9 protein-coding genes are annotated in these 11,478 nt (G+C 69.0%); 5 read left to right on the forward strand and 4 right to left on the reverse strand.

Features of this window, described 5'->3' with window-relative positions; translation table 11 throughout:
- Positions 1 to 2,288: preprotein translocase subunit TatC (locus tag ACFQ4O_RS10840; protein ID WP_378775710.1), on the forward strand; the 2,288-nt coding region annotated here is incomplete at its 5' end.
- Between the two features lie 12 nt (positions 2,289 to 2,300).
- Here the strand turns inward: ACFQ4O_RS10840 and ACFQ4O_RS10845 are convergent.
- From ACFQ4O_RS10845 to ACFQ4O_RS10855, 3 genes are all read right to left on the reverse strand, one after another.
- Positions 2,301 to 3,113 (reverse strand): hypothetical protein, encoded by an 813-nt coding sequence (locus ACFQ4O_RS10845; protein WP_378775711.1) that lies wholly within the window; start codon positions 3,111 to 3,113, stop codon positions 2,301 to 2,303.
- 143 nt (positions 3,114 to 3,256) lie between these two features.
- Positions 3,257 to 4,516 (reverse strand): tyrosine--tRNA ligase, encoded by a 1,260-nt coding sequence (tyrS, locus tag ACFQ4O_RS10850; RefSeq protein WP_378775717.1) that lies wholly within the window; start codon positions 4,514 to 4,516, stop codon positions 3,257 to 3,259.
- An 83-nt stretch (positions 4,517 to 4,599) separates the two neighbouring features.
- A complete protein-coding gene (locus ACFQ4O_RS10855; RefSeq protein WP_378775712.1) occupies positions 4,600 to 5,115 on the reverse strand; it encodes a hypothetical protein in 516 nt (171 codons plus the stop codon).
- 187 nt (positions 5,116 to 5,302) lie between these two features.
- Between ACFQ4O_RS10855 and ACFQ4O_RS10860 the strand changes: the two genes are divergently transcribed.
- A complete protein-coding gene (locus ACFQ4O_RS10860) occupies positions 5,303 to 6,397 on the forward strand; it encodes an anhydro-N-acetylmuramic acid kinase (protein ID WP_378775713.1) in 1,095 nt (364 codons plus the stop codon).
- A gap of 415 nt (positions 6,398 to 6,812) precedes the next feature.
- On the opposite strand, the gene ACFQ4O_RS10865 is transcribed toward ACFQ4O_RS10860, so the two are convergent.
- Positions 6,813 to 7,523, reverse strand: a complete 711-nt coding sequence (locus tag ACFQ4O_RS10865; protein ID WP_378775714.1) for an alpha/beta hydrolase — start codon at positions 7,521 to 7,523, stop codon at positions 6,813 to 6,815.
- 188 nt (positions 7,524 to 7,711) lie between these two features.
- Between ACFQ4O_RS10865 and ACFQ4O_RS10870 the strand changes: the two genes are divergently transcribed.
- The 3 genes from ACFQ4O_RS10870 (at position 7,712) to sufC (ending at position 11,352) form a co-directional block, all read left to right on the forward strand.
- Positions 7,712 to 8,884, forward strand: a complete 1,173-nt coding sequence (locus ACFQ4O_RS10870) for a cysteine desulfurase family protein (RefSeq protein WP_378775715.1) — start codon at positions 7,712 to 7,714, stop codon at positions 8,882 to 8,884.
- 108 nt (positions 8,885 to 8,992) lie between these two features.
- A complete protein-coding gene (gene sufB / locus ACFQ4O_RS10875; protein WP_378775716.1) occupies positions 8,993 to 10,462 on the forward strand; it encodes a Fe-S cluster assembly protein SufB in 1,470 nt (489 codons plus the stop codon).
- A 137-nt stretch (positions 10,463 to 10,599) separates the two neighbouring features.
- A complete protein-coding gene (gene sufC / locus ACFQ4O_RS10880; RefSeq protein ID WP_378775718.1) occupies positions 10,600 to 11,352 on the forward strand; it encodes a Fe-S cluster assembly ATPase SufC in 753 nt (250 codons plus the stop codon).
- The last annotated feature ends 126 nt before the right edge of the window (positions 11,353 to 11,478 follow it).

Below are 11,478 nucleotides of genomic sequence, written 5' to 3' on the forward strand. Positions count from 1 at the left end.
GGGCGGCGCTGCAGGGGCGCGACGTGCTGCTGTCGGGCGGCGGCGCGGGGGAGCCGCCGCTGCGGCTCGACCTCATCGCCCTCGACGCCGCCTTCGACGCCCGCGCCGGCGCGCTGGAAGTGTCCCGCGCCCAGTTCATCGGCCCGACCGCCAAGGCGGCGCTGTCGGGCGTGGTGCGGTTCGGAGCGGCCACGCCGTCGATCCGCCTCGGCCTCGTCGCCGATCCCATGCCGGTCTCCGCCGCGAAGAAGCTGTGGCCGTTCCTCGTCGCCCCGCAGGCGCGCGCATGGGTGCTGGAGAATGTGGCCGACGGCTCCATCGACAGCCTGACGCTGAGCCTCGACGTGCCCGCCGGCGCGCTGGCGGACGGCGCGCCGCTGCCGGACGGCTCTATGGCGCTGACCGTCGTCTTCACCAAGGGCCGGCTGCGGCCGCGTCCGGGCCTGCCCTGGGTGGAGCAGGCCCGCGGCCGCATCGAGGCGGTGGCGGGGCGGGTGGACGTGCTGGTGGACCAGGGCCAGATCCCCGGCGCGAACGGGGTGCTGGCGCTCTCCAACCTCCGCTTCGAGGTGACGGACACCGCCGCGCGCTACCCGAAGGCGACGGCGCGGTTCAACGTCGACGGCGCGCTCGATCCCGTGCTGGCGCTGCTCGGCTCGGGCGCGCTCGGCCCGAGCCCGCTGCCGGCGCGGCTCGATCCGGCGCGGACCTCCGGCCGGCTGTCGGCGGACGTGACGGCGCGGTTCGAACTCGGGCATCCGGACGGGGAGGGGCCGCAAACGCGGGTCGATCTCACCGCCTCGATCGCCGACGCCAGCATCGCGGACGTGGCCGGCGGGCGCGGCTTCGAGAAGGGCGCCTTCACCATCCGGCTGAGGGACGGCCGCACCGACATCTCCGGGTCGGGCAGTCTGGCGGGCGCGCCCGTGTCGGTTTCGGTCACCGAGGCGCAGCCGGCGCCGGACGCGCCGCGCGCGCGCCGCCTGACCGCCACCCTGAAGGCGGACGGGCAGACGCTGGAGCGCTTCGGGCTGCACACGTTCGGGCGGCTGCGCGGAACGGCGCCGCTGGAGGCCTCGCTCTCGCTCGACGAGCCGGGCTCGCCGATCACGGTGTCCGCCGACCTCAAGGCGCTTGCGATCGACGGCGTCGTTCCGGGCTTCCGCAAGGCGGCGGGCGATCCGGGGCGCCTGTCGCTCACCATCGCGCCGGACGGCGAGCGCACCGCAATTCGCAACTTCGTGCTGGAAAGCGGCGAGCGCCGCGTGCACGGCGCGCTGACGATCGGCCCCAAGGGCGAGCTTGTGTCGGCCTCGTTCCCGATCTACCGGCCCTCGCCCGGCGACGACGCCCGCATCGACGTGGACAAGAGCCGGGTCGGCGCCATGAAGGTGAGCGTGCAGGGCTCCGCTCTCGATCTGCGCCCGCTGGTCGATCTGCTCCGCGGCAAGAGCGCGGAGGCGCGGGGCGGCGCGGCGAACGCGAAGAGCGGCGCCGATCTGGTGCGCTCGCTCGACGTGCAGGCCAAGCTCGGCACTGGCGTCGGCTTCGGCGGCGAGGCCATGGCGGGGATCGACGCCACGCTCGTGATGCGCGACGGCAAGGTGACCGACGCCGACGGATCGGCCCGCATCGGCGCCGGGCCGATCCGGCTCGCCACCGCCGAGGACGGCCGGTTCCGCCTGACCGGGGAGGACGCCGGCGCGCTGTTCCGCTTCGCCGACCTCTACGGCCGGATCGAGGGCGGCCGCTACGACCTGTCGGCCTCGCTCGTGGGCGGGCCCGGCCTGCTCCGGGTGCGCGACTTCGCCGTGCGCAACGAGGTCGCGCTGGCGCGGGTGCAGCAGACCGCCGCCGCGGCGCGGGGGCCGACCGCCGGCGCCACCCGGTTCGACCGGCTGCGCATCGTGTTCGTGGAGGGCGACGGCCGCATCGACGTGCGGGAGGCCGCGCTCGCCGGCCCGCAATACGGCGCGACGCTGGAGGGGCAGGTGGACTACGCCGGGGACCGGGTGGCGCTGGTCGGCACCTTCGTGCCGGCTTACGCGCTGAACAACTTCTTCGCCCGCCTGCCGCTGATCGGCGGCCTGCTCGGCGGCGGCCGAGACGGCGGCCTTGTGGGCGTGACCTTCCAGGTGACCGGCAAGACCGGCGCGCCCACCATCACCGTCAATCCGGTGTCCGCGGTCGCGCCGGGCGCCTTGCGCAAGATGTTCGAGTTCCGCCGCCAGGACGCCAGCGCCGCCGAGCCGGCGCCCGCCCCGGCCCAGCCCGCCGGACGCCGCTGAGGATGGGAAACCTCAAGCTCGCGCTTCCGCCGGCGCCGTGATCACCTGAGGCACAGGCCGCTCGCCGATGTATTTCTTAAAATCGTACGTCCCTATGCACGTTTCGAGTGCTTTGGAGCGGGTGTCGCCTGTCTTGGTGATGTCTTTTATGCCAAGGCCAAGGCATGAATATTCTATGAAACTTTGAATGCTTTCGAAATGGGTGTTCCAGATGCTCAGCGCGGCGTCGGGCTGAAGGGATTTCATTTTCTTCTGTGCGTCTGGAAGCGAGTACTCTTCGGCTTGCGCGCGCGCCGAACCCGATGGCGCCAATGTCTTCTGCTCAAGAAAAATTTCAAGTCTGAGATAAATGTAATCTCTGTAAAGGGCGCCCATGGGGCGCCCATAGCGCCATGAGCTTTTGGCGACCGAGAGCAGCTTGCCGACGAGGTCGCTGGCGCCGCCTGTAGAGATGGACGCCAGAACATCGATGATTCCGCTTTTCGAGTCTTCGTCGATGATCGCTATCGCGGACTGAAGCAGTGCATCTTCATATTCGACCATCACGGAGTCATAGTAGAAGCAGTTGTTGACGCATTCGAGAACGGCCCGAAATCGGTCGTTCATATTTATGATGTGATTGAAATAGGTCGCCCTTCGATAGCTTGTGCTTGGCGCGACCGAGGCCAGCCGCACAAGCCCGGCATGGACGAGATAGGCCCGAAGCAGGCGCTCTTTCGGCGTGTTGGCGACGAAAAGGTAGCGGTCGGCCTTCTGATCTATGAAGCCTCCACGATTATGAAGTTCCGGCCCGCAGCCGGCGAGCCATGCGGATGCGGCGAGCACAAGAAGACAGGTCCGCGCTTTTCCAGACATCCGTTTCCCCCTCGAATGCGACACCACGCAGTGTCGAGGGGGATGCTTTCTGGTTGCATCCGTTTAAGTACGCATTTTCTGATTGTTTTTGGCGCGCCAGCGGCTGACGCGCGTCAGGCGATCGGCTTCAGCAGCACGTGCTTCTTGCGGCCGAGCGAGAGCTTGATGACGCCCTCCGGGGTGAGGTCCGCCTCGGTCAGCAGCGCGCGCTCGTCGGCGACGGGGCGGTCGTTCACCCGCAGGCCGCCACCCTTCACCTGACGGCGGGCCTCGCCGTTGGAAGCCACGAGCTTCGCGATCTCGGAGAAGGCCGAGAGCACGCCGAGACCCGCTTTGAGCGTCGCCGCCTCCACCTCGACGGTCGGCAGCGTCTCGGCGAGCGCGCCTTCCTCGAAGGTCTTGCGGGCGGTGGCCTCCGCCTCCTCGGCGGCGGCGCGGCCGTGGGCGAGGGCGGTGGCCTCGGTCGCGAGCACCTTCTTGGCCTCGTTGATCTCGGCCCCGCCCAGCGCCCCGAGCCGCGCGATCTCGTCGAGCGGCAGGTCCGTGAACAGCTTCAGGAAGCGGACCACGTCCGCGTCCTCGGTGTTGCGCCAGTACTGCCAGAACACGTAGGGGCTCGCCATGTCGGCGTTCAGCCACACCGCGCCGCCGGCGGTTTTGCCCATTTTGGCGCCGGAGGCGGTGGTGATGAGCGGGCAGGTGAGCGCGAACACGCCGGCGCCGTCCACCCGGCGGGACAGCTCGATGCCGTTGACGATGTTGCCCCACTGATCCGAGCCGCCCATCTGCAGCCGGCAGCCGTAGCGCCGGTTCAGCTCCAGGAAGTCGTAGGCCTGCAGGATCATGTAGTTGAATTCGAGGAAGGAGAACGGCTGCTCCTGCTCGAGCCGCGTCTTCACGCTGTCGAAGGACAGCATGCGGTTCACCGAGAAATGCCGGCCGATCTCGCGCAGGAACGGCACATATTCCAGCCGGTCCAGCCACTCGGCGTTGTCCACCATCACCGCGTCGGTCGGGCCGTCGCCGAAGGTGACGAACCGCTCGAACGCCCGCTTGATCGAGGCCTTGTTGGCGGCGATCTGGGCGTCGTCCAGCAGCGGGCGCTGGGTGTCGCGGAACGAGGGGTCGCCGATCTTGGTGGTGCCGCCGCCCATCAGCACGATCGGCCGGTGGCCGGTCTGCTGCAGCCGGCGCAGCATCATGATGTTGGCCATGTGGCCCACATGCAGGCTCGGCGCGGTCAGATCATAGCCGATATAGGCGGTGACGACGCCCTCGCTCGCAAGCTGGTCCAGCGCGGCCGCGTCGGACGCCTGATGGATCTGGCCGCGCTCATGGAGCAGGCGCAGGAAATCGGAGCGGTAGGTGGTCATCGGCAGGCTCATCACGCGCATTCAGGCTTGGTTGCGCGGCGTGTGTAGCAGGTTCGGGCCTGAAATCCACGCGAGGCGGGCGTTCAAGGCGCCGCCGGGCAGCGCGACGGCGCCTGATGCTCGAGACGGTAGGGGCTGGAGCCGGCGCCGAACAGGGCGAAACATTCCGGAAGCTCCTGCGGCGTGTAGAAGCGCGGCTCGCGTTTGAAACGCAGGTCCGCGGCTCCGACATAGGTCCAGCGGCGATCGTCGGTGCGCTTCCGATCGCTCCATGGAACGGGAACGATGCGACCTCCCGCGGACGTCTGGAACATCTCCGCAGCGCCTCCGCCGCCGAGCACGACCAGCCAGTTTTCCTCCGTGCGATAGATGTTCGCGCGAGTCGCCGGCCCCCAGTTTTTCCAAAGCAGGAATGACGAACCCGAAGTAAGGCCGGGCTCATGAAGCAGGACCTCGCCTTGCTTGTGGCGAATGGAGAAATAGGGGATCGATTCCACTTTAGGAACAGGAACGTCAATTGCGTTCGGAAAAAATAATCCCACCAGATACATCGCCAATATTGAAACAAAGATAAAAAAATTTTCGATTTTTTCGATCATATATTATGCTCATTATCCGAAGGCACATGTCCGTTGGCTCGATGAAAGCTCGTTTTTCATTTCACGCCAAAGGTCGCGCTGTTGGGCCCTCAGCGTGTCATCCACGCGACCGTGCGCTGAGGTTGGGGACGCCGCCCGTGTGTGCTAGCGCTCGAACCAGCGATCACAGATTTACGAGACGACCGCAATGCGCGCGATCGGGCTGATGAGCGGCACCTCCTGCGACGGGGTGGACGTGGCCTTGGTGGAGACCAACGGCGAGCGCATCTTCGGCTTCGGCCCCACCGGCTACCGGCCTTACGCGCCGGAGGAGCGGGCGGCGCTGACGCAGGCGCTGAAGGACGCGACGGCGATCGCGGCGCGGGACGAGCGGCCCGGCGCGGTGGCGGAGGCGGAGGCGGTGGTCACGAGCGCCCACGCGCAGGCGGTCGAGGACTATCTCGCCCGCAACGGCCTGTCGGCGGACGACATCGACGTGGTCGGCTTCCACGGCCAGACCGTGCTGCACCGGCCCGACGCCGGGCTGACGGTGCAGATCGGCGACGGGACGGCGCTCGCCCGCCGGCTGCAGATTCCCGTGGTCTACGATTTCCGCGCGGCGGACGTGGCGGCCGGCGGGCAGGGCGCGCCGCTCGCGCCCACCATCCACCCCGTGCTGGTGGCGGAGCTCGACCTGCCGCGGCCGCTGGCGGTGCTCAATCTGGGCGGCGTCGGCAACGTCACCTTCATCGGCGCGGGCGGCGACCTGGTGGCCTTCGACACCGGCCCCGCCAACGCGCTGATGGACGACCGGGTGGAGAGCGACATCGGCGCGCCGTTCGATCTGGACGGCCGCATCGCCGCCGGCGGAAAGGTGGACGAGGCGGCGCTCGCGCGGCTGATGGAGGATCCCTATTTCGATCTCGCCCCACCGAAATCGCTCGACCGCAACGCCTTCGACGCCGCGCCGACGGAGGGGCTCGCGCTTGCCGACGCGCTGGCGGCGCTCGCCGCCTTCACCGCGGAGACGGTAGCCCGCGCCGCGGCGCTGCTGCCCGAGCGGCCGGCGCTGTGGCTCGTCAGCGGCGGCGGGGCGCGCAATCCCACGCTGATGCGGATGCTGAAGGACCGGCTGGGCGCGGACGTCACCGGCGCGGACGCGGTCGGGCTTTCGGCGGACGCGATCGAGGCGCAGGCCTTTGCGGTGCTCGCGGTGCGCAGCCTGCGCGGCCTGCCGCTGACCTATCCCGGCACCACCGGCGCCCCGCGCCCGCTCACCGGCGGCGTGCTGGCGACGCCGTAGACCGACAGGCGAGGGACGCGAGAAGAGCGCGCGTCGTCATGCCCGCGCCTTCGCGCGGGTATCCACGACTTTCCTCCGATGGGGGCTTGCGCGCCCAAGTCGTGGATGCCCGAGACGAGCTCGGGCATGACGGTGAGGTGGCCGCTCGCCCTCGCGTCATACCCGCGCCTTCGCGCGGGTATCCACGACTTGCCCTCGGTGAGGGCTTGCGCGCCCCAAGTCATGGATGCCCGAGACGAGCTCGGGCATGACGGTGAAATCACCGCTCGCCCTTGCGTCATGCCCGCGCCTTCGCGCGGGTATCCACGACTTCTCTCCGGTGAGGGCTTGCGCGCCCAAGTCGTGGATGCCCGAGACAGGCTCGGGCATGACGGTGAAATCACCGCTCGCGTTCGCGCCGCCTGCTCGGTTGCCGTTACGCCGCGTCGTCCTCGCCGGACTGGTCGTCCGGGGCGGGCAGGGCGGCGGGGGTCTCTTCCGGCTCCACGGCGCCGAGGCGCTTGTCGAGATAGGCGTTGACCTCGACCATCAGCTCTTCGGTGCGGTTTTCGAAGAAGTGGTTCGCGCCCGGCACCACCGCCTGATCGATGACGATGCCCTTCTGGGTCTTCAGCTTCTCGATCAGCGTCTGCACGTCCTTCATGGGCGCCACGCGGTCCTGATCGCCGTGGACGAACAGGCCGGACGACGGGCAGGGCGCGAGGAACGAGAAGTCGAAGCGGTTCGCGGGCGGGGCGACCGAGATGAAGCCCTCTACCTCCGGCCGGCGCATCAGCAGCTGCATGCCGATCCAGGCGCCGAAGGACACGCCGGCGATCCAGCAGGCGCGGGCGTCGGGGTTCAGGGCCTGCGCCCAGTCGAGCGCGGAGGCGGCGTCGGACAGCTCGCCCGAGCCGTGGTCGAACGCGCCCTGGCTGCGGCCCACGCCGCGGAAGTTGAAGCGCAGCACCGAGAAGCCGCGGTTCAGGAACGTGTAGTACAGATTGTACACGATCTGGTTGTTCATCGTGCCCCCGAACTGCGGATGCGGGTGCAGGATGAGCGCGATCGGAGCGCGCCGCTTCTTGGCCGGGTGATAGCGGCCTTCGATCCGGCCGGCGGGGCCGTTGAAGATGACCTCGGGCATGGTCGGCGCAGTCCTCATGTTCAGGCCCGCGCGGGGCGCGGCGGGCGCGGGCAGGGACGGGCGGGCCGAAACCGGGCTCCGTCGTCCGCTTGCGAAGTCGAACGGCAGTCTCTAGCACGAAGGACCTGCCGGGATGCAAGAACGGCGTGCGCCCCGCCCGCGCGCCCGCCAGCACGGGAGCCCCGTCGATGACCGCGAGCCGCGTCTATCTCGACCACAACGCCACCACCGCCACCCGGCCCGCGGCCATCGCCGCCATGGCGGAGACGCTGGCCGAGGTTGGCAATCCGTCCTCCGTCCATGCGGAAGGGCGGGCCAAGCGCGCGCTCGTGGAGCGCGCCCGGGCCGAGGTGGCGGCGCTCGTCGGCGCGCGGGCCGATGGCGTGGTCTTCACCAGCGGCGGCACCGAGGCGTCGAACCTCGCGCTCAGCCCCGCGATCCGCGATCCGCGCGACCCCCGCCCCGTGACCCGGCTTGCGGTGTCGGCGGTGGAGCATCCGGCGGTGCGCGCCGGCGCCCGCTTCGCGCCCGAGGCGGTGGAGGTGATCCCGGTGGACCGGCGCGGCGTGATCGATCTCGACGCGCTGGAGCAGTCCTTCGCCGCCCGCGCCGCCGAGCGGCCGGACGAGCGCATGATGCTGGCGCTGATGGTGGCCAACAACGAGACCGGCGTGATCCAGCCGGTGGCGGCGGCGGCCGGGATCGTGAAGCGTTACGGCGGGCTCGTGCATGCGGACGCGGTGCAGGCCGCCGGCAAGATCCCGGTGGATGTCAGCGCGCTCGGCTGCGACTTCCTCGCCATCGCCGCCCACAAGTTCGGCGGGCCGGCGGGCGTGGGCGCGCTGGTCCGGGCCGAGGAGGGCCTGTTTGTCGAAAGCCCCGTGGTGCGGGGCGGCGGGCAGGAAAAGGGCTGGCGCGGCGGCACGGAGAGCGTGGCGGCCATCGCAGGCTTCGCCGTGGCCGCGCGGGAGGCGCGGGCCGAACTGGGCGCCTTCGCCGAGCTCGCCCGCCTGCGCGATCAGGTGGAGCGGTCGCTCGCCGGCTTCGGCGCGCTCACCGTGTTCGGCGCGGGCGCCGCGCGGCTGCCCAACACCAGCTGTTTTTCCCTCGCCGGCGTCTCGGCGCAGCATGCGCTGATGGCGCTCGACCTCGCCGGAATCGCGGTTTCCGCCGGCTCGGCCTGCTCGTCCGGGGCCACAAAGGCGTCGCCCGTGCTTGACGCCATGGGCGTCAGCCCCGATCTAGCGCAAGGAATGGTGCGAGCGAGCTTCGGCTGGACCTCCATCGCGGCCGACGCCGAACGCTTTATCGCCGCCTTCGCCGACATCGCGCAGCGGGCGGCGGCCCGCGGAGCGGCATGACGGAACTTTAACGCGAACAAGCGTTCAGCTCGCGGCGTTCGTCTGCTATTTAGATGCGTTCAAGCGCCGCGCCGGCCCGTGGCCGGGCGCGAACAAGCGAGGATGACAATGCCGGCAGTTCAGGAGACCGTCGCCCGCGTCCGCGAGATCGACGTCGACCAGTACAAATACGGCTTCGTCACCGACATCGAATCCGAGCGCGCTGAACAAGGCCTTAACGAGGACATCGTTCGCTTCATTTCGGCCAAGAAGGACGAGCCGGAGTGGATGCTGGAATGGCGCCTCGACGCCTATCGCCGCTGGCGCGCCATGACCGAGCCGAAATGGGCGCGGGTGGACTATCCGCCGATCCCCTATGACGACCTGTACTATTACGCCGCGCCCAAGGCCTTCGTCGCGCCCAAGACGCTGGACGACGTGGACCCGGAGCTGCTGCGCACCTACGAGAAGCTCGGCATTCCGCTCAGGGAGCAGGAGATTCTGGCGGGCGTCGAGCAGCGCCGCGTGGCCGTGGACGCGGTGTTCGACAGCGTGTCGGTGGCCACCACCTTCAAGGCCGAGCTCGCCAAGGCCGGCGTGATCTTCTGCCCGATCTCGGAGGCGATCCGCGAGCATCCGGAGCTGGTGCGCAAGTATCTCGGCTCGGTGGTGCCCTCGACCGACAACTTCTTCGCCACGCTCAACTCCGCCGTGTTCTCGGACGGCTCCTTCGTCTACGTGCCGAAGGGCGTGCGCTGCCCGATGGAGCTGTCGACCTATTTCCGCATCAACGAGCGCAACACCGGCCAGTTCGAGCGCACGCTGATCATCGCCGAAGAGGGAGCTTACGTGAGCTACCTCGAAGGCTGCACCGCGCCCATGCGCGACGAAAACCAGCTGCACGCCGCGGTGGTGGAGCTGGTCGCGCTCGACGACGCGGAGATCAAGTACTCCACCGTCCAGAACTGGTACCCCGGCGACGCCGAGGGCAAGGGCGGCATCTACAACTTCGTCACCAAGCGCGGCGACTGCCGGGGCCGGAACTCCAAGATCTCCTGGACCCAGGTGGAGACCGGCTCGGCCATCACCTGGAAATATCCGAGCTGCGTGCTGCGCGGCGACGGCTCCCGCGGCGAGTTCTACTCGATCGCGATCTCGAACGGCCGCCAGCAGGTGGATTCCGGCACCAAGATGATCCATCTGGGCAAGAACACCACGTCCAAGATCATCTCCAAGGGCATCTCGGCCGGCCACTCGCAGAACACCTATCGCGGACTGGTCTCCGCCCACCGCAAGGCGACCAACGCCCGCAACTTCACCAACTGCGACAGCCTGCTGATCGGCGAGAACTGCGGCGCGCACACCGTGCCCTATCTGGAGGCCAAGACCTCCACCGCGGTGTTCGAGCACGAGGCCACCACCTCGAAGATCTCGGACGACCAGAAGTTCTACTGCCAGCAGCGTGGGCTGTCGGAGGAGGAGGCGGTGGCGCTCATCGTCAACGGCTTCGTCAAGGACGTGCTGCAGCAGCTGCCGATGGAGTTCGCCGTCGAGGCGCAGAAGCTGATCTCGATCAGCCTCGAAGGCAGCGTGGGATAACGCAACCGATCGCCGCCCGGAGACGGCCCAGCGCCGTCGCGCCGGGATCGCGCAGGACAACGCCGCCTCGCCACACGAGGGCGGCTCCGGCTCCGACGACGGGCGGCCGGGACGACGATACGGACAGGACCGAAATGCTGCTCTCGATCAAGAACCTCCACGCCTCCATCGAGGACAAGCCGATCCTTCGCGGGCTCGACCTCGACGTCAAAGCCGGCGAGGTCCACGCCATTATGGGGCCGAACGGCTCGGGCAAGTCGACCCTGTCCTACGTGCTCGCGGGCAAGGACGATTATGAGGTCACCGACGGCGAGGCGCTGCTCGACGGCGAGGACCTGCTGGAGATGGCGGCGGACGAGCGCGCCGCGAAGGGCCTGTTCCTCGCCTTCCAGTATCCGCTGGAGATTCCGGGCGTCGCCACCATGACCTTCCTCAAGGCCGCGCTGAACGCCCAGCGCCGCGCCCGCGGACAGGACGATCTGCCCACGCCCCAGTTCATGAAGCTGGTGAAGGAAAAGGCCGACCGGCTCGGCATTTCGCCCGAAATGCTGAAGCGTGGCCTCAATGTCGGATTCTCCGGCGGCGAGAAGAAGCGCAACGAAATCCTCCAGATGGCGCTGCTGGAGCCGAAGCTCTGCGTGCTGGACGAAACCGATTCCGGTCTCGACATCGACGCGCTCAAGGTGGTGTCGGAGGGCGTCAACGCGCTGCGCGGCCAGGATCGCGGCTTCGTGGTCATCACCCATTACCAGCGCCTGCTCGACCACATCACGCCGGACGTGGTGCATGTGATGGCCAAGGGCCGCATCGTGCGCACCGGCGGTCCGGAGCTGGCGCACGAGCTCGAGGCCCGCGGCTACGCGGACTATCTCGACCAGGCCGCGGCGTGAGCGGGGCGGCAGGCGCGATGAACGCTGACGTCCGTCCCATCCGCACCGCGGCGGAAACCGCGCTGGGCGACCTGTTCGCCAGCGTGCGCGACGCGCTGCCCGGCGGCCGCGCCGTGGCGGCCGCGC

This window comes from Methylopila musalis (assembly GCF_042679725.1).
Lineage (GTDB): Bacteria > Pseudomonadota > Alphaproteobacteria > Rhizobiales > Methylopilaceae > Methylopila > Methylopila musalis.

What these genes read in the sequence shown, in the direction of transcription:
- tyrS (WP_378775717.1), bottom strand. Translation starts at nt 4,516, where the DNA reads ATGACCACCTACCGCTCCGATTTCCTGCGCCTGCTCCATGAGCGCGGC.
- ACFQ4O_RS10855 (WP_378775712.1), bottom strand. Translation starts at nt 5,115, where the DNA reads ATGATCGAAAAAATCGAAAATTTTTTTATCTTTGTTTCAATATTGGCG.
- ACFQ4O_RS10860 (WP_378775713.1), top strand. Translation starts at nt 5,303, where the DNA reads ATGCGCGCGATCGGGCTGATGAGCGGCACCTCCTGCGACGGGGTGGAC.
- ACFQ4O_RS10865 (WP_378775714.1), bottom strand. Translation starts at nt 7,523, where the DNA reads ATGCCCGAGGTCATCTTCAACGGCCCCGCCGGCCGGATCGAAGGCCGC.
- ACFQ4O_RS10870 (WP_378775715.1), top strand. Translation starts at nt 7,712, where the DNA reads ATGACCGCGAGCCGCGTCTATCTCGACCACAACGCCACCACCGCCACC.
- sufB (WP_378775716.1), top strand. Translation starts at nt 8,993, where the DNA reads ATGCCGGCAGTTCAGGAGACCGTCGCCCGCGTCCGCGAGATCGACGTC.